Consider the following 25,906-nt stretch of genomic DNA (forward strand, 5'->3'; position numbering starts at 1 on the left):
ACTAAAAATCCTTATTGAACGCCGATTGAATACAAGTTATAACACCTTTAAAAACTTTTTTGATTTAGTGTTGATATACCAATCCTCCTGATCTATTGATAAAGGTATTATCGCACGATCAGTTAATCATGAGTAGTTGTCCATTATTTGAAGCTTACCTGAAAAAGCTAGCAACCGTTCCTTCCGAAAAAGGAATGGTTATTAAGTTTCGGACGAAACCTTTTTCAGGATCTTACCTTTCTATACACTTTCCTCATCATTTCAATCATTTTTGGACAAAAACTCATTAATATATAACCAATATTTTTAAATGAAAAACCATTTTTAAGTGCTTTTATTGCATATACCCTTGATACCTTATAATTCTTTTGACGCAAAGCATAGTATGATGATTCAGAATAGTGGCTTTTCAAGACTTTTGTCTTAAATGGAAGCAACTTTGGATTTTTCAGTAGTTTTTCTATGACTATATCCGTTCCATTTATATGATTCATTCCCCTTGAACTAATGCTTTCAGTTCCCCTGCGATATATCGATAACTTAGCCTTGTGTATTGATGCAACATTACATAGTTTTGTTATACGAAGCCACATATCATAATCTTGTCGTGCGGGCAAATTTTCATCAAATCCACCCGCATCTAGTAGTATTTTTTTGTCTACAACTACTGCGGAAGTCGGCCCAACTATATCTTTATATATCATTTTCATATATATATAGCCACTACATTCTCTATTTTCGTATACATCAAATGTTTTATTATTAGTGACCAATCGATATGCTGAAGAAACCAATCCAACATCGTATTCTTTAAAAATATTTTTTACAGATAAAAGGTAATCTTTATCCCATTCATCATCCGCATCTAAGAAAGCTAAATGAGTACCAGATGAGTTTTTTATACCTGTATTTCTTGCGGCATTAGCCCCCATATTACTCTGATGAAGATATACCTTTACTCGTTGATCATTAACCAGATTTTTAATACTATCCGAATATGCTTTAAAATCAGTTCCAGCAAAATTATCATCTATAATTAGTAATTCCCAATCTTTTTCTTCTTGCTTGATAACGCTACTTATTGCTTTCGTTAACGTGTGAGGTGTATTTTTATATGTTGGCATTATTATAGAAAACATCATCTTTCCATCTCCTCAGTAGCGTTAGGTTGTCTCCCAACCTTAAATAAAATAATAATAAGTGCTACATAAACGAAAAAGCTTCGCGTTCCTCCCAAACTAAATAACCTCGGCAATTCCAACAAGCACATGTAGACATAAGAATACATTATAAGTCCAACCAGATTACCTTTCAGGAACAGTTTATATAATCTTCCAACGATATACCCAAAAGCTATTTGAAATATCGGAAAAAAGAGCCCAAAATCCACATAAAATGTAAGTAATCCTCCTGGATTATTATATTCAGGATTAGCATAAGTATTTAATACACTGGTGAACGCTTCCGGAATATTAAAAGGAGCCAATAAAGAATATACATAACTCATGCCTGGTAAGTTCCATAACCATTCAATACTCCTGTAAGGTAAAATTCCAGCTGAGCTGTGAGATACATATAAACATTCTGTATTTATTGCATTGTTATAGTAACCAACAATTCTCTGAATGATAAATTCTAAATAAGAATCATATTCTGTGTGATAAAATCGTAGCCAACTTCTTGTATATTCAAACAGTCCAAATACTACTACGAGCGCAATTATTGCGAAAACCGGAGCCAGCCAAATCCACACACGAAATTTTTTATTATTTGTAAGTGCAATCATTGTTACAATCATAGGAACAAGTAACTCAATGATTGCCAATCTTTCCGAAAATGAAATGCTTCGAAATAAAGCTAATATTATAATTAGCCCCATTTGTTTAATTATTTTCTTTTTTATCAAATTAGAATTAACATTTGCTATTACATAAACTCCCAAAGGGAGTACCAGCATACCTGTTTCAGTAAATGTTGTTATTCCTGATACTCGTCCAGAATTATCTCGCATAACATACATTGCATTAGCTAAAGTAGTAGTCGATCTAAAACTAGACAATATAGAAAGACCATTAATGCGAAGAAAATTTATATACCATATACAGTAGGCGATTATACAGATCCAGAACAAAATCCGATACACTCTATATACAGAATTAATGGAAAGTGCACCGAAATCAAATTTATCTATGCCATAATGAAGTCCTCTCTTTGCAGATAAAACCACTCTATGCTTCTTAGAAATTAAATATCCAAATACGAAACATATAAACGTCGCAAAATATAAAATGACGAAAGTACTATTAATGCCTTTACTTGTATTATATTGTAAGCGGTATTGTGCTTCACTCATTCTATTTGCCAAAATAACTAACAGCATCAAAATAGCATATATAGATACCGGATGAATCCACCATATTTTCTTATACATATTTTTCTTCTATGATCACTAATATAGAAATCATATTTCCTCTCCATCTTTATATAGTTCACCGACCTCTAGAGAACTACTGATTTGATCAGTGATTTCTTAGACTTCTAATTCTTAAGCCAAGCTTTTTTACTAATTTTTGATATTCCAAAACCTATAATTTCATCACGTAAAACAAAAAGCATCGCAAAATATATAAACGCACCTAGTATAATATCCAGCATAGATGTCATGAACGGGCTGAATGATAATATACTATTTATCAAATATATAGAAATTAACATAATCATTGCTGAAATAACATATTTATACAAATTTTCACTCAACTTGAAATTATAGTCACTCTTTTTCAAATATCGGATTTGGATGCCACAAGAAATAAATTCAGCCACATTTGATGCTAATAAAGCTCCGACGGATGAAAAAATCGGTATTAATAGCACATTCAATGCAATATTAACTACCGCTGCAGTAATATATGCAACAGTAGCTTTGTTTTGTTGCCCTGTAGGATTTAAATATTGTTGCCCCACGAAATTACCAACGGCAGAAAATATAATCAATGGGCATGATATTTTCAACAAAATTGAAACACTTGAATATTCCTCACCAAAAAACCAGATAACAAAATTATCTGATATTGCAAAAAGTCCAAAACACATTGGTAGAAGAATCATCCATATGATTTTCAGAATTCTTTTATATAAAAAGATAAATTCTTCCTTATTTTTTTTGGTTGCATATAGATATGCTATTCTTGAAAACATAACAGAATTCAGCGAAACAACGACTGTTACTAATAGATTTGCAATTTTTCTAGCTTGTTCGAAATAGCCATTTTCTACGTTGTTTTGAATGATAGCTCCAAGCATTATTTTGTCCAAGTTTGAATAAATCTGAACAGCTATAAGTGGAATAAATAATTCAATAATTCCACGTATATGCCTTTGAAAATTTAATTTTTTAAAATTAACTCTAATAATCGAATTCTTGACATAAGTCATCAAAATTAAATTACTTATTAAAACAGACAACGAGTTAAATAACACATATTTCCACACATCTCCTTCGGTTCTTACAAAAACAAATATACAAACTGTCGCTAACAACTTGATAACAATGTTTCTTTTAACAACAACTTTAAAATCTTCCATCCCCCTAAAATACCAGGAAATGTCAAACATCTCAGCGATTATCAAAAAATATTGTAACAGTAGGAATACTTTGTATTCTTTATAAAAAGCTGCAATCAAAAGATAAATTACACTTACAACAGTCACTGTTAAAATTCTTATGGAACATAATTCCCAAAAAATCCGGCTTCTTTCTTCTATTAAATCCTGTTTATAAGCAATTTCCCTCTGGCCGTAACTGCTGATCCCCAAAGAAACAAACAATGCAAATACTGCAGCAATAGTATATGTATAGCTGTAGATCCCTACACCATCAGGTTTTAATACTCTAGAAACATAAGGAGTAGTAATCAAAGGAACTATGACAATTAAAATCTGATAAGATAAATTATATATAAAATTCTGTACAATGCCATTTTTTTTCATTTTAATCCTATCCTATAAGGAATTATCATATAGACAAAATTGCATTTTTGGTATCTTCCACAAATTTTTTCATAGAATATTTTTCACTATGTTCAAATCCCTTATTAGAAAGCTCTTTATTTTTAGAACTGCTATCACTTAAAATATTTATAGCATTTTTAATTTCTTTAATAGAATAAGGATTCACATAACATACGGTCTCCCCCAATATTTCAGGTATGCATGACAAATTTGATGCAATTACCGAAGTATGACATCTCATAGCTTCTAATGGTGGAAGCCCAAATCCTTCATATAGACTGCAATACAGAAACACATCTGCAATATTATATATCTCATTTAATTCTTCATCACTAACAGTTCCTAATAATCTTAGATTTTTTTTCATACCTAATATGGCAAATAACAATTTTATCTTTTTAGACTTATTTGTTATCAGAACTGTGCATTTTTTATACCTTTTTGACAATCTGATTGCGATAAGCTCTCTATATATATTTTTATTTTTGGCCATAGTGCCACTCACAAAATAAACTTGAGAATTCTCAGAAACATTGTATTTGTGTTTTATGAGCATCTTTTTTTCTTGATTAATGGCGCCAAAAAATGAGCTAGCATACAAATAAACCACTTTAATTCGTTCTATTTCCACTTCGAAATATTTAATGAGATCCTGCCGTGAATTATTAGAATCCGTTATAATTAAATCTGCGCACTCTATTGCTTTTGCAGCTTCCTGTCTCCAAGTTTCGGTTTTTTTCTTGCTATAAACATTTATTATTAATGGCGTTGTATCGTGTATTGTTACAATCTTCTTGCAATTAATTTTTTCAATTCCATTCAAGGCTTTCATTGTATTCCCGGGAAAATGAATAACATCTGATTCACTCAAATGTAGTTTTACATTTCGATTAAACTCATCCACACTAATAATCTTTTCATCTGCAACTAACTCACATAATTTTGTTCTATCACCTACGAAAAAATCAAATACATCTGTTAATCCTTTTACTAGTTGCTGGATATATCTTCCAATCCCCGTTTTACCAATTTTTGTACAATCCAAATAGATCAAGACTAAAATCCTCTCTTGGTTAACTGTGATGAGGAAAAAAGTTCTTTATATTTCTGCCCTATTACTTCCTCTGAATTATTTTCTTTAACAAATTTATAAAGAGATTCTGATTTTTCTTTAAAGAAATTAAAATCATTTTTATATTCATCATAAGCCTTTAAAATCAACTTATATAAAGCATATTTGTGCTCCAATTCGTTATTATAATCATAACTATAAATAATGTCATTTGGAAATTCCTTAATTGTTCCAATGCAAGGGCAAACTGCATTACGGCCCAATGAGAAAGAAAGCATTATCGATGCCGAGTTTAACGAGGATACCTTATCATACGGGAATACCAGTAAATCACTTTCTTTTATAACTCTATATAATTCTTTATCTTCTAAAAACGAGAAGCTAAATCGTATCTTAGAGTTACTCACTTTCTTTCTCAGTTCATCAGCATATGATTCAGATTCTGGTTTACCATATATGTTAAACTCCATGTCAAGTTCTTTACATTTATTTGCTACTTCAATTAAAAGTTCTATATTTTTATAATGCTTAACTGCTCCAATAAATGATACAGAAAATGTACCATAATTATTATTTAATGACTCGTAATAATCAAAGCACTCGCCAATATAATTTGGAAGTTGTATAAGCATAATTTTATCTACAATGTTTTTATTATCACCCATTTCCCTAAGCATTTTTTTCGATTCTTCACATAAAACAACTATCCTATCGCTCATTCGCAATACAGTAGCAATAAATTGTTCGTTAATTTTTTTGTGTATACAGTCATGTGAGATTTTATTGTGCACAGTATAAATTATTTTCACATTATTAACTTTAAGCCAATATAGCAGCAATATACTCTTTATGTAGCTAATTAAACAAGACACCCAGCTTCTTTGGTTGACCTTTGCCTCTAACCAATTAAAATCAGCAAATGATATATCTTTTAATTTTGAAGGACAAATGTTTTCTTTGAGATTTACTACTTCTATATCATTGGCTTGTAAAACTCTTTTTATAATGTCCACATATTTATTAGTTTTATTTACAAATGGCGAGTAAATTATCTTCATAAACATACCTCTTTAAAGAGACTATATAATTTTTCTGCTGACTGCTCCCAAATATACTTCTCCAAAATACGTTTTGCATCGGTTTCGGACATAGATTGGAAGTTAGTAATCTTTAAATTAAAATCCTTTGGATCTATATAATTTACGGTGTCCTCAAATAACTCATGCATAATCTCTGTATCTGACACTACAATCTCTCGTGCACCTGCACTAATTGCTTCCAAAGGAGGAATTCCAAATCCTTCATAAATTGTAGGAAAGAGAAACGCTTTACAGTCTCTCATTAAAGTCTTTGCTTCTCCATCGCTTACATATCCTAGGAGTTTCATATTTTGAGGACATTCAAATTCCAATCCATCAGCAAACACTTTTTCATTAATTGATCCAGCTACTACAAAAAACTTGTCTCCATTTTTTTTAGCAACTTCAGCAATCCACTTAAAATTCTTGTTTGGTTCCATGCTACCCATTGCAAAATAAAAATTATCTTTCTCCAGGGCATATTTATCTAAAGTACACTCATCAAATCTAATTCTCTGAAAGTGCTGCCAAGAAGGATAAATCACAACAACTTTTTCCGGATTCAAATAAGGATAATAATTTATTAAATCCTTCTTTGCAGATTCAGAATCAGTTAAAATCAATTTCGTCCTTCTTGTGGCATTTGAAAACAATATGTTATACCAAATCAAAAATGTTTTACTAAAAAATTCTGGGTGAACTTTAATCTTTACATCAAACAAACATGCAATACCCGGATTTATCAATGGCGCTACGTTACAAAGGTTAAGTGATATTGCTTTTTTTCTCATGACATACAATGGGAATGTCACATGCTCCCATAATCTATTATGAAGCTTCCCCACCTTCTTGAAAGCTATATTTTTATACTCCGGAATACTCTCGATCTCTGGTGGCATTGCCATCTCGATTTCGCCAGGTTGTATTATTTCATCCAAATTAGCCAATATTTCTCGCGCATATCTCTCTACTCCAGTTACTCTGTGCACAAGAAATCTACCATTAATAATTATCTTTTTCAACGTCTCACCTCACAGTGCTTCAATAAGATTTTTCATGTTCTCATTGAATCTCTCAACAGTAAAGTTATTAAGCACACGATTTCTTGCCGCTTTGCCATATTTCTCTCGAAGCTCATCATCCCCCGCAAGTTTCTTTAAAGCTACTGCATAAGCTTTACTGTCACTATTAGGGCACTCTATTCCTGTCACACCATCCAGATTAACATAATTAACACCACTGCCTGGTATAGAAAATGTGACAGCCGGTTTTCCAAAATACATACCTTCAGCCAGTGCAAGTCCGAATCCCTCATTTTTAGTTATGGATGAGAAGCAAACAATATCACATGCATATAAGTAAGACCTTCTTTCAGAATCAGTTATTCTACCAAGGAACTCCACTTTATTATCGCCGTTTGCCTGGTCTTTTAATTCATCTGTCAATTCTCCTGAGCCAGCAATAAAGAAATGAATTTTCTCATCCCCAAGTTCCTTGGATGCTTCTATTAAATACTTAAGTCCCTTATAAAGAACGTGTCTCCCTATGAAAAATCCTAGTTGTTCTCCCTCATGCTGTTTTCTTATTTCTATAGCCTTCTCAATTTCTTCCTCTGAAATAACAAGCCTGTTTTCATCAATCATATATGGAAATATTTGTTTCTTGCCTTCAAAATAAGGAGTATAGGCAGACTCATCTATATGCTTCGGTGTTGCCCCAATAATTCTATCTGCTCTTTCAATTAGAGCAAGATTCTGACCATGGAATACCTTTTTTAGTATTTTTTGTCTTGTGATATCCAAATGCCAGTAAACCACCAACTTAAAATCTTTTCTTTTATATTTCAACAGATAATGTGTTACAAACGGATTAGGATAATGAAGAATAATAATATTCGGCTTAAATTCATCCATGATCCTCTTTAATTCCCTTGAATATGTTGTAGAAAGAGCCTGTGAAGATATCTTAAGCTGATATCCACATCTGATAACTTCTACACCATCTACATAATCACGAACTGTTGCTCCTCTGTGGCATGTAGATACTCCATCCGTTGCGTCTTCATTAAAACAGATGATTTTCTGCTCAACATTATCCATTTTCAACATTGCATTTGCCATATCTCTGGCTACCTGTTCCGTTCCACCTAGAAAAGGATAATAATATTTTGATATCTGCAGCACTCTTTTCATAATGACAACCCCAACTAATTATTTCTATAATGTTCAAACATCTCTTTTAAAGTCTCAAATATACTATATCGTGGTTCCCATCCAAGTCCGTTCTTAATCTTACTATAATCACAGCAGATAATTGGTGTGTCAGTTGGACGAAATCTTTCTGAGTCAATTTCTATTGTAATCTTTTGCGAGCTGAGTGAAACAATATACTCCAACATCTCGCTTAATTTATATGCTTTACCAGAACCTACATTGTATTTAGTTGAGCAATCATCACTTTCTACTATCATGCGATAAGCCCGAACAATATCTTTTACATTGCTAAAATCTCTTTTAGCCTCAAGATTTCCTACCTTGATACTTCCTGGTCTTCCCGACCTCTCAATTTGGGCTACCTGTTTACAGAAGCTAGGAAGAACAAAACTGTCTTTCTGTCCAATTCCCGTGTGATTAAATGGACGAACGTAATAAATCTTCATTCCGTATCTTTCTCTATACACATCCGTAAATTTTTCTTGTGCCATTTTAGAAATACCATAAGGGTTATTCGCATTCAACGGGTGTTCTTCATTAATCGGCTTATCTGATTCCTGGTATTCTTCACTGGAACCAATAAACATTACCTTAGGCATATTCCCACACTGTCTTGCTGCTTCCATGATATTAAGAGCACCAATTACATTCACAGACATAGTTGTCTGCGGAATGGACCAAGAAAGTCCAACACTACTGATGGCGGCCAGATTTACAACCATATCCGGTTGCACTTCTTTAACCAGTCCATCGACAGCTTCTGTATTCAGCAAATCACACTCATATAAGTCTACCGTACTCTGCACACTACTGCTTTTATGAATATCACTTCCACAAACAGCATATCCATTATCCAAGAATTCCTGTGCCAAATAATGACCGACAAATCCACTGATTCCAAAAATTAAAACTTTCTTCATTATTTTCACCCTCATATCTATATAATGGGATATTTCATGGAAACTTGGATTCTCCTAGTTAAAAGAATACTTGAATTAACTCTGAATCTCTCCAAGAATTCCTTACTTCTTATATAGTCTTATTTAATTCATGCTTCTTTGCCAATTGAAAATCATGCTCTGCCATAATTGCACATAATTCTTCATAGCTAGTTTTTTGGGGATTCCAGCCAAGTTTCGTTTTTGCTTTTGTAGGATCTCCCCACAGATTTACTACATCGGTTGGGCGGAACCACTCTGGATTGACACAAACCAGCATCTTACCAGTTCTCGTATCATATCCTTTTTCATCCATACCTTCTCCACTCCATTCAAGCTCAATTCCATCATGTGCAAATGCAAGAGTGGTAAATTCACGAACAGTATGCTGAACGCCTGTTGCAATGACATAATCTTCTGGTTCATCCTGCTGTAATATTAACCACATACATTCTACATAGTCTTTTGCATATCCCCAATCACGTAAGGAGTCGAGATTACCTAATTCTAGATGGTCTTGCAAACCGCATGCAATGCGTCCAGCAGCAAGGGTAATCTTTCTAGTAACAAAATTCTCTCCACGACGTTCTGACTCATGATTGAATAAGATTCCATTACATGCAAACATACCATACGCTTCCCTATATTGTTTAATCATCCAATAACCATATTGCTTTGCAACAGCATAGGGACTATATGGATGAAACGGTGTAGTTTCACTCTGAGGGCACTCTTCAACTTTTCCGTAAAGTTCAGAAGTTGATGCCTGATAAATACGGCAAGTTTCGCCTAACCCGAGCATATGGACAGCTTCCAAAATGCGAAGTACACCTAATGCATCTACATCACCTGTATATTCGGCAGCATCAAAGCTGACACCTACATGACTTTGTGCAGCAAGATTGTACACTTCGTCTGGCCTTACTTCAGACATAATGCGAATAATACTGGAGGAGTCCGAAAGATCTCCATCATGTAGAATAATTTCATTTTTTTCAGTCAGATGATCGATTCGTTCTGTAGTAGAAACTGAAGATCGACGTATAATACCATGAATTTCATAACCCTTTTCTAATAAAAACTCGGTCAAATAAGAACCATCCTGCCCAGTAATTCCTGTTATAAGTGCAATTTTTTTCATTGTTGACTCTCCCCGTAATTGTATTATTCTAATCTATTATTTCAAAGCTAAAAAGCATTTTTTGAACCAAGTAATAAGAGCATGGTTTTAACAACAAGTTTGATATCAATCCACATTGATCTCGTTTTGATATAGCGTAAATCAAGTTCAACCATTTTCCTAAATCCGACATTGCTTCTCCCGCTTACTTGCCATAATCCGGTACAACCTGGTGTCACGAGCAGTCTTTGTTTGTCGTAATCAGTGTACTTGTCAACTTCTCGTGGAAGAGGTGGCCTTGGACCGACAAGGCTCATATTCCCCTTCAAAACATTGAATAGTTGTGGTAACTCATCAATGCTCGTTCTTCTGATAAAATGCCCAATTCGGGTGACACGTGGATCATTTTTCATTTTGAACATCGCGCCAGTTGTTTCATTTTTATCAAGTAGCTGGTCTAATAGTTTCTCAGCATTCGTTACCATGGAACGAAACTTGTAGATGTAAAACAGTTTGCCATTTTTACCCACACGAAGCTGTTTAAAAATAACGCTGCCCTTCCGATCCTCAAACTTTATTAATAAGGCAATAACGAACAATAATGGAGACAATAGAATAATTCCGGCTAAGGACCCAATGAGATCCAGGGCGCGTTTCGCAATTAAATAATTTTTTTGATTTTCTATTTTATCTTTCAAACTTGGTAATGTTTGTCCGATATTAATAACGAAAGTGTCATCCGTTTCTATTGAACTTTTAGATATAGCCATAGTCATCACCCTTACGCTAAAGGTAATTTCATTAATTGTAATATTTCATGAAGGCCGAGTAATACGTCTTGTTGTAAATCTTTGTTCTTCAATGCCATTTCGATGTTCGTGAGCACAAACCCAAGTGTCTCACCAACATCATAGCGTTTGCCTTCGAACTCGTAGGCATAGACACCTTGTTTTTCGTTCAGTTTTTGGATTGCATCGGTTAATTGAATCTCGCCTCCGGCACCGATTTCCTTCTTATCAAGGAAGTCAAAGATCTCCGGGGTAAGCACGTAGCGGCCGATAATTGCCAAATTGGATGGCGGATTTTCCTTCGGCTTCTCGACGAATTGCCTTACATTGTATAGTCGTCCATCTTGGCTTTACGGATCAATGATGCCATAACGATGCGTTTGATCTTCAGGAACCTGTTGTACAGCAATTGCTGAGCAACCTGTTTTCTCATACTGTTCTGCAAGCTGCTGAATACATGGCTTTTCATTTTGCACAATATCATCGCCTAAAAGCACAGCAAATGGTTCGTCACCAATGAATTTACGTGCGCACCAGACGGCGTGGCCTAGTCCTTTTGGTGACTTTTGTCTTATGTAGTGAATATCAATTTTGGAAGATTCACGGACCTTTTCGAGCAGGTCTAACTTACCTTTGTGTTCCAGATTCTGTTCAAGTTCGTAAGCATAGTCAAAGTGATCTTCGATTGCTCGTTTTCCCTTTCCGGTTACAATAATGATCTCTTCCATACCCGCATTGACTGCTTCTTCAACGATATATTGTATCGTTGGTTTATTGACAATGGGGAGCATTTCTTTAGGCAAGGCTTTTGTTGCCGGCAGGAATCGTGTGCCTAAGCCAGCCGCAGGGATGATCGCTTTTCTAACTTTTTTCATAGGGACTGTTCTCCTCTCCGCTCAGCTAATTAATTCTGATGATTGGTCCGGACGGCCAATGGAATAGTATTCAATAGTCGCTTGCTTAACGGCATCTAAGCTGTAGCAATTACGCCCGTCAAATACGATCGGTTCGTTCATGAGTTGACTGTATTGCACAAGATCAATAGTTTTCACATCCGGCCAATCGGTGATGATTACGGCAAAGTCTGCGTTGTGCAACGCTGTTGACAGATCTTCGGTGTATTCAATCTCTTCTTTGATCTGTCTATTGGCATTATCAATAGCAATTGGATCATAGGCAATGATGTCTGCACCAAGCTCTGCCAGTTTAGGAATCATGACCAGAGCCGGTGATTCTCTGAGGTCATCAGTGTGTGGCTTAAACGCGATACCTAGAATTGCGACCCGTTTTCCCTCAAGGCTGCCAAAGCGTGAGAGAATCTTGTCAATGAGCAGGACTTGCTGATTGTTATTGACTTCTATAACCGATTTCAACAAATTGAAATCATGGTGATTATTTCCGGCAAGTTGAACGAGCGCATTGGTGTCTTTCGGGAAGCAGGAACCGCCATAACCGATACCGGCTTTTAAGAAATCAGGTCCTATGCGGTGGTCAAAGCCCATGCCTTTTGCTACTTCTTCAACATTGGCACCAAGAGCTTCGCAAATGTTCGCAATTTCATTGATGAAACTGATCTTTGTCGCAAGGAAGGCGTTGGACGCATATTTAATCATTTCCGCGCTGGAAATGTCTGTTTTAATGATTGGCATGTTAAATGGCGCGTTAATTTCATCCAGAACGTTTGCTGTTTCCAAATCTTCAGCACCAATGACAATGCGGTCACCATGAAAAGTGTCCTTAACTGCTGATCCTTCTCTGAGAAATTCAGGATTGGACGCAATTTTCACTTGGATTCCATTCGATGTGTTCGTATTAATGACATTAAGGATATGGAAGTTTGTTCCTACCGGAACCGTGCTTTTAATCACAACGATCACGTTCTGAGTGATGTTGCGCGCAATATCTTTTGCCGCAGCTTCAACGTAATCTAGGTTTGCAGAACCATCTGCACGTTTTGGTGTTCCTACGGCAATATAAATAACTGCTGCCTCGGCAAGTCCTTCACGATGCGTTGAGGTAAATGCTAAGCATCCCGCAGCCATATTCTTCTTCATCAGTTCCCCAAGACCTGGCTCATAGATCGTTGGAATCCCCTTGCTTAATGTCTCAACCTTTGCCGGATCTACATCGATACAGGTCACATGATGGCCGATTTCTGAAAGTGCGACACCTGTGACCAGCCCAACATAGCCGGTGCCAATAACCGCAATTTTCATTTCTAACTCCCCCTGAGTTTATTTAGAAGATACCAAGAAATTTTTTCTCTATTATCTCAATCGGCTCTTCTCGGTAAACGAGGTCGCCGTTGATTAACAATTCTGCGTTTTCTCGAAACAAGTTCGCTAAGTCTCTTCCGAAGTGTTTCTTTAGATCCAAGAATGCTTCTTGCATATAGAAAGGGCGTGCGCTGACATTATGTGCATCCGAGGCGACAAATTGTGCGAGATTGTTTTCAATAAATTGTAAGGTCAGCTTTTTAGCGGATCGACCGTTTTTGCCGATCAGACTGGCTGCTGTCACTTGAGACAAAGCGCCGTCGGCAATGAATTGATAGAGCCTATTGGGATGTTGAACAATTTCTTCATTACGTTCCGGATGGACAATCACCGGTGTTACGCCTTTCACTTGCAGATCAAAGAATAATTGCTGTGCGTATCTCGGGACATGGTGTGTTGGGAATTCAATGAGGATGTACTTCTTGTTGTTATTAACGGTTAGTAATTCTTGAGATGCATCTTCAGTGGCCATTTCACCGAAAATTCTCGGTTCTTGTCCGGGAAGCACCCTTAAGCCAATCTGATTCTGTTCAAAGCGTTGATTTAGCGTTTGAACACGTGTCAGTATCTCAGATTTGAGATTATCCCAATGTCTATTCTTGTGATGCGGGGTTGCGACAATTTGCGTGATGCCCTCGGCAACTGCTTGCTTTGCCATGTTCAAGGACATTTGTTCATCTTGAGCACCATCGTCGATTCCGGGTAGTATATGGCAATGGATGTCAATCAACAGCACCAACGCTCCTTTCCTTTAAAATCCACTATAATCTGTTAATCATTGCCATAATAATTGTAGTAATAGTAGTCGTTGCCCTTGCTGATCGGCTTGCCATTTAGAATAACACCGAGGATTCGAGCCTTGGCTTTGGTTAACAGGTCCTTCGCTTTGAGTGCCGCTTCCTTTTCAGCCACGCCACTTCGGACAACAAGGACCACTCCATCACATAGGTTGGCAAGCACTTGCGCATCGGTAACGGCTAGGATTGGCGGTGTATCAATGATCACCGTATCAAACAAGGTGAGTGCATGCTTAATGAAGCTTGCCATAACAACTGAGCTTAGTAGTTCAGCCGGATTCGGAGGAATCGGACCACTTGTTAAAACAAATAGATTTTCAACTTCTGTTTTCTTGACTGAGTCATCAAAAGTGGTCAACTTTCGCAGCAGCGTTGTCAGGCCTTCTGTATTCGAAAGCCGGAACGTATAATGCATCGTCGGTTTACGAAGATCGGCATCAATTAAGAGCACTTTCTTACCTTGCTGTGCCATGACTACTGCGAGATTGGCAGTTGATGTTGATTTCCCTTCACCGGGACCCGACGAGGTCAGCATGATCGTTTTCAATTCCGTGTCAACTTGTGAGAAGTCAATATTGCTTCGAATCGTACGGTACTGCTCCGCTGTTGTTGACTTGGGCTTATTAAAGGCGATTAAGTGCCTCTGTTTCGAAAGGCTTTGTTTACTTCGTTTCAACGTGACCAGCTCCTCTCACTTGATGACGTCCCGATGTATGTACGGCTGATCGTGAATGGGTCCTGCTTGACTCTTTACTATTCTTAATTTCAGAGATCACGCCAAGAACAGGCAGATCAAGAATTTTTTCAATATCTTCTTCCGTCTTAATGGTGTTATCCATATAGTCGAGTAAGAATGCTAAACCAACCGACACCATCAATCCCACCACAAATGCGATCGCTAGATTAATGCTCGTCTTTGGCTTAACCGGATTAAGACTTGAAGCGATGTTTGCCGGTGACAGGATGCTGACGTTATCGACATTCATCACTTTTTGAACCTGTGATTTGAACGCTGATGCAACGCCGTTCACTATGCGTACCGATTGAGAAGGACTGTCCGTTTCCGCAGTTAACGTAAATACCTGAGAATTCTGTTCGGTGTTTACGGTAAGCATTCCTTTTAACTCACTGTCGGTCATATCAAGCTTTAATTTCTTAATCACTTGATTGAGTACTGAAGGATTATTGATAATGACGCTGTATGTGTTAACCAATTGCACGTTCGTCTGAACGGTATTTGCTTGCTGATAGATCGTATTGCTATTAGCGTTTGCCTGGTTAACCAGAATCTGTGTTGATGCATCGTATTTCGGTGTCATCAGAAAGAAGGTGACCCCGGCGCTAACCATGACAGCTAGGAGTGTAATCGTCACGATTAACATTAGATGTTTTTTTAATGTAGCAAAAATCTCTTTAAGGCTAATTGTTTCTTCCATGATATCCCTCGCAAAGTAGATTAGTCGCTTCTTATTAAACAATTTCCGATAAATTCTAATAAATTATAACATAGAATTCCCTTTACCAACGTAACAGTTTCATAGCAAATGCGGAAATTAGTGCCAATTGCGAGGCAACACGTGCAGGAAAAAGATGATCGTGTACCAAAACTCCTGAAATTCGTTCAGAAACGGTACAGATTTGTCTGTTAATGTTAAAATGAGAGTGATTATTCATTTTGGCGAAACCAAGTCAATAGATTCATGAGATATGAACTAAAACAAGAATTATTATAGCACTTTATAATCAATTTTGTAGTTTTTTACACATTTTTAATTTATTGTAATAATCTTTTCGTTAACTGATACGTATGAAATAAATAAACTCTCGATCTCCTGCGTCAGGAGAATGAGGTGAGGGACCCACCATGAATTTTGGAGAATGGATTAGAGGCGGCTTTTGAAGAGCTGGTCAATCCAACCATGACGTTTGAAATGGTTCAGATATGATTTCAATTCTTCGCCAGCTTCCAAGCAAATCGGGGCAAAATAAACAGAACAAAGCCGACATTCGTAATTAATCACCGTTTTCTCGATCACGTGTTCATAAGGCTCCGGGAACGCGCTGTCGGAAACAAAATCTCCTCGATGCGGTAAAAAAGCTGGATTCGATCGTCTTATACAAAGACAACTGCACTGAATAGTCCTGCAACGCAATGGATTGGCACAGTGTAATTTCCATCATACAACCTCCCGATTTTTTATATACCTTATTATCGTTATGATCCCATATGATGTTTAGCATAACAGAAGGGTGGCTCACCTCTCGTCGAGGCGAACCACCCTTCCCACTTGATCCTTATAACTGATGTTATCCTCTGACATCTTCCTGAATAAAATAGACAAGTTCTCTTGAACGACCGAAGTGCGCTTTTTTAATGAAAAAAGCGCGATAATTACTATTCTCAAGACCTTCGTTTCTCACTTTTTTCAATTTATTTTTTTCAGCAAATAAAGAAATTGCGCCAAGCACACCATCTGCTTGAACCGCATCAACCGGTGCCTCGTACGTGTTGGACACCGTTCGTTTGCCATCATATTCCAAATAAAATAAAAAGCGACTCACTCTTATCCCCCTAAGTCAATACAAATTCTGAGTTGAACCCCATTGGCATCAACTTCTGCCTCGGGTCCAAATAGTTTCTCTATATCTTTATATTGTTTAATTTCCATTTACCGTACCTTGTCGACGAGTAAAAATAAACCTGTACTTTTTTCCAATTCACCACCTGTATTATGAACGAAACACTACTGCTTAATGAAAAAGAAGTAAACAGAAATGACAAAACGAGGCAAAAATCTTCCGATGCAAATCAATCGTACACGTTGAAACTCTTAAAACAATACACTTTTATATTTATTATCATTTAGAAAAAAATGCATCTACATAAGCCTTTTGGATCATGTCTTAAGAATTACATAAAATTATATCATAAATTATTTATTGTGCATCAGTATTTCGTGCAATTATTAAAAAAAATAGAGAATTAATTGACTTATTTAAGATAGGGGCGATAAATACGAAAAAAAAACAGCCGAGTTCGATTGAACCCGATTGCGACAAAAGAGAAGCAGAGTTTTTTGTTTTACAGGACTATTTCATCGTTCAGCGGTTGGAATGATAACTTGTTTGATTAGTTTATGAATCCATGTCAACCTCTTATTCAGAATTAGAATCACTTTCGTCTCGCTGTCATTGCCGTTCATTGCATCATATGTTGAGCCTAATTCGTAAACATGATTTATATGAGAATTCATAACCACCTATTCCAGTTCAATTCCCTCCAAATTGACTCAATCGGATCAACCTCAACCACAATCTGACTGATCTGAGCGGTGTCACCCGTTGAAAATAACGCAATTCCTTTTGAATCGAGCGGCTGTTCAGGATTCAGATAAATAATTCGTGTTAACGTCTTTTCCCCATCAGTAACAAACAATTCGATTAAGAGTAAGCGTCAAATAAACAAAGCAATCAATATCAAAATAATCAGCACACTGATACCTAAAAACCATCTCTTCACACTTATAAGCGAATCCTTGTTTTGAGATAAAAAGACGGGAAGCTACTCTCGCCTTTTCTACATATTTATTAGTGCAATTGATTATTTTGTCATTACTTGACCTTGTTCAAGAACACTTTGTTGCTAAACCTGCGTCTCGTCACCATTGACCGTCAACAAAGAGCCCGGCGCAAAGGTTGCATGTTCAGTAGAAGAAATTCCGCAACTTGTCATGACTAAAGTCTTCTGAAAGGCCGTGTGCTCAATGCACACTGAATGCTGACTGAACTCAGTCAGCATTCTTGAAAATGTCGTCCCTGACATTATTTGATTGGTTGGCAGTATAAATTCGGATGATTTCGTCTGTCACCGTGCCTACCGTTGCACAAAAATAGCCTCTGGACCATAAGTGCTGACCCCAATATCGTTTTTTCAATCCTGGAAATTCATCTTGTAATAACCTAGATGAACGTCCCTTTAGGTACTGCATGACTTTACTCGGGGCCAGACTGGGCGGACAGGAAATCAGCAAGTGAATGTGCTCCTTACCTACACTCCCTTGCAGAATGGTGATCCCTCTGGCATCACCCCCTGCCGGATTAGTTCCCGTAACCAGATAGCAACCTGGCCTCACAACACTTTATATCGATATTTTGTCACCCAGATCACATGATACTTGATATCATAAATCGCGTGACCACTTTTTTGATAACCATCCATACTTTTCACCTCTATAAAAATTATGGACGCGGAAAGATAAGGCTAAAATCGGATGCGGCCAAAAGGCGGTGGGTTTAGACCCCGCTTTTGAAAACTAAAACTGTGTATTAAAAGTGAGATCCATATCAACTGGCCCTGTAATCCCTGATACATTTTCAGAACTCGAATATTGCCATAAGTCAGTAGTAAATTGTGGGCCAAGATTTATATCATGATACGCTGCTACCCAAATTATTAATCCTGAGTATTTATTTTTTAGTGTTGATAAATCAATATAGTTATTAAAATAATTTTTAGAAGAATAGATTCCAATCTTATTAATTCCCTGATTTTTTAATTCTTGTAAAAAAAGTGCAATTCTGTTTGTGACATTGCCCATTCCAACGCTGCCATTAATTTCAACATCAATAAAAGCATATCCATCAAAATTGACGTTTTTCAACTGTGATGCAAAAAAATCTGCCTCATGAATCGCATCACTATCATTATCTGTGGCATGAAAAAAGTGATAAGCATTAGTTTTAAGTCCCGCGTTCCTTGCGCTGTTAATATTTTCTTCAAAGTATGGATCTTTATATGTTGTGCCTTCAGTAGCTTTTATAGACACAAAATTTATACCTTGATTTTTTACAGCATTAAAATCAATAGTTCCTTTATCATTTTGATGATGCGAAATATCAATGCCCACATTATATGCATTAGTTGCTAACAATGCATTTTTATCAATCCAGCCAATTGTGCGACCGTTTAATTGAATAAGGCAGTATGTACCTTTATAAGTTTGAGCTTCTCTTATTACTTTAACCCAATCACTTTTATAACTTCCTGCTGAATCCACCCAACTGCTTCTATTTACTGGGAATGGTTGACTCCAAATTTGATTCTCATTACCTGAAATGATTTGAGCAATATAATCAACTGTTTTATCAGTATAAGAATTATTTCCAATAGATTGAAAAGCTGTTTTATCCAACCAGCCTATATTTCTACCATCTACTTGGAAGAGATAATAGATTCCCCGTATCGTTTTCGCTTCCCGCACGATTTGCACCCACTGATTAGCATACGTTTGTTGCGAACCTGCCCAACTGCTTCCTCGAATTGGAAATGGTTGGCTCCAGATCTGGTTGTCACTTCCCGATTTGACTTGCCCGACATAGTTCACTTCGTTGTCATAGTAAGTATCATCAGCTAATGATTGAAAAGCATTCGTATCCATCCAACCAACGGCTTGTCCGTCAATTTGATATTGATAGTATGTTCCAGCAACGGTTTTGGCCTGTCTAATTATTTTAACCCATTGACCAGCGTAACTGCTCTGACTTGCTAACCATTTGCTTCCACTGACAGGGAATGGTTTTTCCCATACTTGATTTGCACCACCTGTTTTCACTTGTCCGGTATAGTGAATTTCTTGATCTTCATATTTATCGTCATCAATAGATTGAAAGGCCGTTATGTCCATCCAACCTATGTTTCTGCCATTCACTTGGAAGAGATAATAGGTTCCCCGTATCGTTTTCGCTTCCCGCACGATTTGCACCCACTGATTAGCATACGTTTGTTGCGAACCTGCCCAGCTACTTCCTCGAATCTGAAAAGGTTGGGTCCAAATCTGATTTTCACTTCCAGATTTGACTTGCCCGACATAGTTTACATCGTTGTCATAGTAAGTATCATCAGCTAATGATTGAAAGGCATTCGTATCCATCCAGCCAATGGTTTGTCCGTTAATTTGATATTGATAGTATGTTCCGGCAACAGTTTTTGCCTGTCTAATTATTTTAACCCATTGCCCTGCATAACTGCTCTGGCTTGCCAACCATTTGCTTCCACTGACGGGGAATGGTTTTTCCCATACTTGATCTGTACCACCCGTTTTCACTTGTCCGGTATAATGTACCTCCTGATCATCATATGTATCGTCACCAATAGATTGAAAGGCTGTTTTGTCCATCCAACCTATGTCTCTACCATTCACTTGGAAGAGATAATAGATTCCCCGTATTGTTTTCGCTTCCCGCACAATTTGCACCCACTGATTGGCATACGTTTGTTGCGAACCTGCCCAGCTGCTTCCTCGAATCTGAAAAGGTTGGGTCCAAATCTGATTTTCACTTACGGATTTGACTTGCCCGACATAGTTTACTTCTTTGTCATAGTAAGTATCATCGGTTAATGATTGGAAAGCTGTTTTATCAAGCCAACCAATAGTTTTATCATTTGTTTGAAATAAGAAATATGTCCCTTTATCTGTTTGAGCCTGCTGAATAATTTTAACCCATTGACCATTAAAGCTTTTTGCTGAAGCTACCCAATCGCACCCCTCTATAAAATAGGGTTCGCTCCACACCTGATTTTCATCCTCTGATGTGATTTGGGCCATGTAATGAACTTCGTTTTGGTTTATAATGTGTGAATATTGGTTGTCAGCTGCTTGTGTATAAGTCGACATGATTAAAAACAAGACGCACCCAAAAAGTGTTGTCACTAAAGCTTTGAGACTCATCACAGTCTTTCTTATCATTCCAGCTCCCCCATTCAGAATATTCCAGTTATATATACCTTAATTCATCTACAACCGTAATCTTAATCTCTTTGAGTATCACAACATGTATAAGTTGAAATCTAATTTTTATTGTCCCCTCATCAAAAGGTACTGACATAAATCCATCCGAGTTAATAATTGATCATGAATAATATACGAGTTGAACCTACTAATCTAGGATGATCAATGGATTCAAAAAATGAAAAATGAATCCAATAACAGTACTCGTAAATGAGATTACAGACAGAGTATTTGATAAAAGTGAGAGATTTTTTAAGACTTGGCCAAGCAAATCAGATGGGTATGAAACCTAATAAAAACGTTTTCTTTTAACATCAAAGGCAGAATTATTAATAATATTTAGAATTTCATCACTTGATTTAACCTGTATCTTCTGCATTTTATAAACGACTGAATCTGACTACACAAATCAGCGTAGCAATAGTTTTTTTTCTTCTACATTAATTTATGTTTGACTAATAATGAAAAATCCAATGATTATTTAATGTAGTACAGTTTTCTAATAAAAGGAACTTTCTTCACATATAATGCAACCAGTGTTAATAGTGCGATTTTCAAGCATATCAAGACTATTTCTAATAGTCGAGGATATTCAATTAATACAGGGTATAAATTTGTTAATTTATACCATGGAATTAAATTAATTTCCAATTGATGAAAGCATAAAATTATTAGCGACTCAGATCCAAGAAAAGCTAAAGGCTTTTTTATCATCTCTATCTTTGAAATTATTTTGCATCCCTGAATAAACAAAATGCTGGCACAAATCGATCCAAGAATTGAGAATGGAAACATTGGATAGGTTCGACTCGACATTTCTATTCCGCCAATATGTACCGTTTGAATCCAAAAAAGAATCATACAAACAATTATATACATCGGAATTTTAACAGAATCAAATGATCTTTTTCTCAATTCATAGCCTATATAAAGATAAATTAGTGCAATCATTGCTAAATCAATATTCCATGGTAAAAAGATAAAATGACTTATTACAAAACCAACTCCAGCAGTCGTTATAATAGCCAACGGAAAATAATTTGAATTCTTATTCTTTGTAACCATCATTAAGGAAGAAAAAAGAAGTTCAGCCAAAAACAAACATAGTAAAAACCAAAGCATACCAACCTGCCACACATCTGAAAATGGATATGTTTTTGGGGGTACTACTCCGTTACCATAAAGAAATGCAAAAATAAGATGATTAAATGAATAAGATATCTGTTCAAAATTCATATGATTTAAGTAGTTTATAATATTGGCACCAATGAGTAACAAAAGGCATGTGGATAAATAAGGAATTAATAACCTTTTGGATTTTTTTGCCATAATTTCATATGGTGTTCTTGGTTTATAGAGAAATCCACTTATGATAAAAAAAACCGGCATATGAAAAGTAAAAATAACGATCCAACTAAATGAACGTGGGTGTATTGTGTGGCCAACAATTACTAATAAAATGGCTAATCCCTTGACAACATCAATCCACTCAATTCTTTTTGACATTTTTTCGCCACCTAAAAATTAATCTTTCTTTAAACTTCTTGATGTTCTCTATTATTAACTTTTTGATTTTCAAACAATGTATTTTTTTCAACTGTATATCTCGGTCTATTTTTTGTTTCTTTAAAAATTTTCCCAACATACTCACCAATCACTCCAATGGCCAGCAGTTGCATTCCCCCAATAATCCAAATTGATATCATTAGTGACGTCCAACCCGTAATAGTATTTCCAAATATTTTTTCAAACAATGTATAAATTGCAATACAAACTCCGATCAGGACAAGAATAAAACCTGTAAAAGAAACCATTTTAATTGGCACTATACTAAATGAAGTCAATCCATCTAATGCAAATGAAATCATTTTTTTTAAAGGATATTTAGATTCGCCAGCAAAACGTTCTTTCCGGTCATAGTACACTTTTGTACTTTTAAATCCTAACATTGGTATAATACCTCGAAGAAATAAATTTTCTTCTTGATATTTTGAAAATTCATCTAGAGCTCTTCTACTCATTAATCGAAAATCAGCATGATTAGGTATTAATTTAACACCCATTTTGCCCATTAAATTATAAAATGCAAGTGCGGTATTTCTTTTAAAAAACGTGTCCGTATCTCTTTTATCGCGAACGCCATAAACGATATCATAACCGTCTCTGTATTTTTCAATGAATTTTTTTATTGCTTGAACATCATCTTGGAGATCAGCATCAATGGAGATAACACAATCGGAATACGCTTTTGCTGTCTCGAGTCCTGCAATTAGGGCGCCTTGATGGCCAAAATTTCTGCTTAATTTTAATCCATGAATAAATGGAATGACTTCGGATTTTTTTTCAATAATTGACCATGTTTCATCTGAACTACCGTCATCAACGAACAAAAGAATACTCTTTGAATTTATTAAATCATTATTAACGAGATCGCTTAAAACATTTGATAACTCTTTAATCGTTTCGTAAAGTACAGCTTCTTCATTGTAACAAGGAACTACTATAGTCAACAAAGGTCTCTGATTCATAGCTTCCACTCCTCAATAAGTCTTATTTGTTACTTCACTTGAATATTTGAAATTGTGATTGGATTATTTGCACTATCACTATTTTGCACTTTAAATACCATTTTTAGTGAATTTACATTTTGAACATCTAAATGAACTTTTTCAGGATGGTTCGCTAGAATTGTATTTGACTGCATTTTTTTCCCATCATAATAGAATTCCACTAAAATTCTTTTTGAATGAACAGGTTTCTGTTGTCCAACATTTGTTAATGAAAAGGCCAACTCTTTATAATCTTCATTCAATGAGAGAGGGATAGTTAGACGACGTGAACTCCAGCAATCCACCATTAAGGTTCCTTGATCGTCCCAAACCTGCATGTGTTGATTTTTCAGTTCGATACTATTTATTAATGGTGAAAGCTGATTAATATTTGTCAGTAAAGTATTGTTGGGGTAGCTTGAATTAAATTCATATGAAACTTGATTAATCCATTCTCTATTGAAAGCGTGGACTTTTTCATAAACCTTCGCCCTAACATTATTATCTAATTGAAACTTCTTTACCAATTTAAAGTTATTCTCTTTATTTTGCTGAAATAGATTTGCTAATACCCCAATAACCTTTTGATCTTCAGGACGCAGATGATATTGTACCGGATCAGTGACAACTACATAATCAGCTAAGAAGAAAGCGTTAGGGAAGCCATCTCTTAAATCAACATCATGCGTTGATAGTAAAGACGGTATTGCATACAGTGTGTCTGGCATAAAAGCATTTGAAACGATACTACCGTTTAAAATACTTGAACTAGCTAACACATAGACTTTCTTGCCATTATCTTTAGTCAATTTATTTAAATAAGTTGTCATTTCTCTAATTTGATGTATATCAGAACGTACCGTTGGATAGACAACTGCACTTGACAAAACAGTTCCTTTCTTAAATGTTGCAAATGCCGTTTCGAAAGATTGAGCAAAATTAATTAGGAATACCACGATAATAATTGAACTAGTTAAGATTTCTATCGACCTATTTTTTCTTATCGAAAGCCAACACGATCCTATTGTGAGTAATATACATAGGGGAATTACCATAATATAATAATGCTGAACTCCTAAAGATTGAACCGAGACAAATAGCGAAAAGGAAATTAATAGTAATAATAATAAAAGGGAAACATAGTAAATATTTTTATGATTTCTATAAAGAAAAACAATTCCTATTAGAATAATTAAAAACAATAGTAATCCAATATACTGAATGAACAAGTCTAAATTGTTTATATACGAACCGGATTGATATGCTGAGTACATTTGTGAATAATTATTAAATAGGCTTCTTTTAATAAATTCTCTAAAAAAGACAAGAAAGATAAATAAGCACCCTGACCCAATGAGGCACATATTGGCAATAAACATTATTGGACGTTTAAAATTAATTTTACCATGCTTATTATAAGCCTGACGTAAAATATTGGTAAATCCCCAAGAGATAATTAATGCAATTCCAAAATAAGCATACCATCTTCTCGTAAATAATAAGAGGATTAGAAGCATCATAAAAGACAAATCACGAAACAAATCAATTTTTACAAAGTTATCACTATAAACAAGCACTAAAAGTAATGCCACAAAAAATAATCCTGCAGCATCAAGGTACCCACTCATTAATGGAATAATAAATGGTGTGAACAGAAATGGAACAGACAGAGACAAAAAATCAGTCGTCGGCGTTAATATATTATTGTCCTTAATTATTTTTTTAATTAATAGGATTGTTATAAATATTGCAGGTATTAAATACAAGTTATATATAGATAAGGCGAAAATTTTATAACTAAACCCAAATAATTTCATTGGAAGAGAAAGAGCAATGACGGGTACCATATTATAATCATCATTCAAAATAGAGGCATATAACATTTTGGCCGTTGCATTAAAGTTATTAAAAAGACTATCTGTAAAAATGATCGATGTTGACCAATAAAGGGATGAATCCCAAAATTGAATCATTTTTTCTCTAGTAAAGAATAAATAGATATAAATGTTCCCAGAAAACGCCAATATTGCAAATGTTATTAACGATTTCAAACTCATTAACTTAAAGTATTCATATTTTTTCAGCACACGAATACCTATCTCTAATAACGTACCCAAAAAGCCAATGAGAAACAACACTGATAAAAAAGGTTGAATCAGCGCGACTTTATGAACCGCAAGTACAATGATACAAAACAATAGGTCGTAGTATAAAAAAAAAGGGAATTTCTTCATTATTTGCGACAAAAGCTACTCCTCCTTATTGAAACCTTCAA

The 25,906-nt window shown here is 35.5% G+C and carries 21 protein-coding genes and 2 pseudogenes; all 23 read right to left on the minus strand.

Translation table 11 applies throughout. The features are described 5' to 3' along the window. Positions 1–224: 224 nt before the first annotated feature. A complete protein-coding gene (locus ABWW58_RS10410) occupies positions 225–1,142 on the minus strand; it encodes a glycosyltransferase family 2 protein (RefSeq protein WP_353869088.1) in 918 nt (305 codons plus the stop codon). Beyond that, a complete protein-coding gene (locus ABWW58_RS10415) occupies positions 1,139–2,431 on the minus strand; it encodes an O-antigen polymerase (RefSeq protein WP_353869089.1) in 1,293 nt (430 codons plus the stop codon). The genes ABWW58_RS10410 and ABWW58_RS10415 overlap by 4 nt, the downstream gene beginning before the upstream one ends. Positions 2,432–2,538: 107 nt before the next feature. Beyond that, positions 2,539–3,990 (minus strand): flippase, encoded by a 1,452-nt coding sequence (locus tag ABWW58_RS10420; protein WP_353869090.1) that lies wholly within the window; start codon positions 3,988–3,990, stop codon positions 2,539–2,541. Positions 3,991–4,015: 25 nt separating this feature from the next. Next, entirely contained in the window at positions 4,016–5,065 is a 1,050-nt protein-coding gene (locus ABWW58_RS10425) for a glycosyltransferase family 4 protein (protein WP_353869091.1), read from the minus strand. Between the two features lie 2 nt (positions 5,066–5,067). Next, the gene (locus tag ABWW58_RS10430) at positions 5,068–6,141 is read right to left on the minus strand and encodes a glycosyltransferase (protein WP_353869092.1); all 1,074 of its coding nucleotides are present in this window, start codon (positions 6,139–6,141) and stop codon (positions 5,068–5,070) included. Beyond that, positions 6,138–7,184 (minus strand): glycosyltransferase family 4 protein, encoded by a 1,047-nt coding sequence (locus tag ABWW58_RS10435; protein ID WP_353869093.1) that lies wholly within the window; start codon positions 7,182–7,184, stop codon positions 6,138–6,140. Before ABWW58_RS10435 ends, ABWW58_RS10430 begins: the two co-directional genes overlap by 4 nt. Positions 7,185–7,193: 9 nt before the next feature. Continuing rightward, the gene (locus ABWW58_RS10440) at positions 7,194–8,354 is read right to left on the minus strand and encodes a glycosyltransferase (protein ID WP_353869094.1); all 1,161 of its coding nucleotides are present in this window, start codon (positions 8,352–8,354) and stop codon (positions 7,194–7,196) included. 14 nt (positions 8,355–8,368) lie between these two features. Beyond that, positions 8,369–9,295, minus strand: a complete 927-nt coding sequence (locus tag ABWW58_RS10445; RefSeq protein WP_353869095.1) for a GDP-mannose 4,6-dehydratase — start codon at positions 9,293–9,295, stop codon at positions 8,369–8,371. Between the two features lie 109 nt (positions 9,296–9,404). Continuing rightward, positions 9,405–10,454, minus strand: coding sequence for a GDP-mannose 4,6-dehydratase (gene gmd, locus ABWW58_RS10450; RefSeq protein WP_353869096.1), 1,050 nt, complete (start codon positions 10,452–10,454; stop codon positions 9,405–9,407). Positions 10,455–10,501: 47 nt separating this feature from the next. Next, positions 10,502–11,203 (minus strand): sugar transferase, encoded by a 702-nt coding sequence (locus ABWW58_RS10455; RefSeq protein WP_353869097.1) that lies wholly within the window; start codon positions 11,201–11,203, stop codon positions 10,502–10,504. Between the two features lie 11 nt (positions 11,204–11,214). Next, positions 11,215–12,096 (minus strand): annotated as a pseudogene (galU, locus tag ABWW58_RS10460) (UTP--glucose-1-phosphate uridylyltransferase GalU). 21 nt (positions 12,097–12,117) lie between these two features. Further along, complete coding sequence (locus ABWW58_RS10465; RefSeq protein WP_353869098.1) at positions 12,118–13,437, minus strand: UDP-glucose dehydrogenase family protein; 1,320 nt, start codon at positions 13,435–13,437, stop codon at positions 12,118–12,120. A 22-nt stretch (positions 13,438–13,459) separates the two neighbouring features. Next, positions 13,460–14,227 carry a tyrosine-protein phosphatase gene (locus ABWW58_RS10470; protein WP_353869099.1) on the minus strand — a complete coding sequence of 256 codons (768 nt, stop codon included), beginning with the start codon at positions 14,225–14,227 and terminating at the stop codon, positions 13,460–13,462. A 41-nt stretch (positions 14,228–14,268) separates the two neighbouring features. Further along, positions 14,269–14,970, minus strand: coding sequence for a CpsD/CapB family tyrosine-protein kinase (locus tag ABWW58_RS10475; protein WP_353869100.1), 702 nt, complete (start codon positions 14,968–14,970; stop codon positions 14,269–14,271). Next, positions 14,957–15,730 (minus strand): YveK family protein, encoded by a 774-nt coding sequence (locus ABWW58_RS10480; RefSeq protein ID WP_353869101.1) that lies wholly within the window; start codon positions 15,728–15,730, stop codon positions 14,957–14,959. The genes ABWW58_RS10475 and ABWW58_RS10480 overlap by 14 nt, the downstream gene beginning before the upstream one ends. Positions 15,731–16,334: 604 nt before the next feature. After that, positions 16,335–16,472: a hypothetical protein gene (locus tag ABWW58_RS10485; RefSeq protein ID WP_353869102.1), complete on the minus strand. Its 138-nt coding sequence runs from the start codon at positions 16,470–16,472 to the stop codon at positions 16,335–16,337. 129 nt (positions 16,473–16,601) lie between these two features. Beyond that, positions 16,602–16,856 carry a hypothetical protein gene (locus tag ABWW58_RS10490; RefSeq protein ID WP_353869103.1) on the minus strand — a complete coding sequence of 85 codons (255 nt, stop codon included), beginning with the start codon at positions 16,854–16,856 and terminating at the stop codon, positions 16,602–16,604. A 688-nt stretch (positions 16,857–17,544) separates the two neighbouring features. Further along, positions 17,545–17,730, minus strand: coding sequence for a GH32 C-terminal domain-containing protein (locus ABWW58_RS10495; protein ID WP_353869104.1), 186 nt, complete (start codon positions 17,728–17,730; stop codon positions 17,545–17,547). Between the two features lie 352 nt (positions 17,731–18,082). Beyond that, positions 18,083–18,513 (minus strand): annotated as a pseudogene (gene tnpA / locus ABWW58_RS10500) (IS200/IS605 family transposase). A gap of 94 nt (positions 18,514–18,607) precedes the next feature. Continuing rightward, positions 18,608–21,040, minus strand: a complete 2,433-nt coding sequence (locus ABWW58_RS10505; RefSeq protein WP_353869105.1) for a GW domain-containing glycosaminoglycan-binding protein — start codon at positions 21,038–21,040, stop codon at positions 18,608–18,610. A 519-nt stretch (positions 21,041–21,559) separates the two neighbouring features. Next, positions 21,560–22,588 (minus strand): acyltransferase family protein, encoded by a 1,029-nt coding sequence (locus ABWW58_RS10510; RefSeq protein WP_353869106.1) that lies wholly within the window; start codon positions 22,586–22,588, stop codon positions 21,560–21,562. A 29-nt stretch (positions 22,589–22,617) separates the two neighbouring features. Continuing rightward, the gene (locus ABWW58_RS10515) at positions 22,618–23,610 is read right to left on the minus strand and encodes a glycosyltransferase family 2 protein (RefSeq protein WP_353869107.1); all 993 of its coding nucleotides are present in this window, start codon (positions 23,608–23,610) and stop codon (positions 22,618–22,620) included. Between the two features lie 29 nt (positions 23,611–23,639). Further along, entirely contained in the window at positions 23,640–25,877 is a 2,238-nt protein-coding gene (locus ABWW58_RS10520; protein ID WP_353869108.1) for a hypothetical protein, read from the minus strand. Positions 25,878–25,906: the final 29 nt, after the last annotated feature.

Origin of the sequence: Sporolactobacillus caesalpiniae, from assembly GCF_040513385.1 — a bacterium.
Lineage (GTDB): Bacteria > Bacillota > Bacilli > Bacillales > Sporolactobacillaceae > Sporolactobacillus.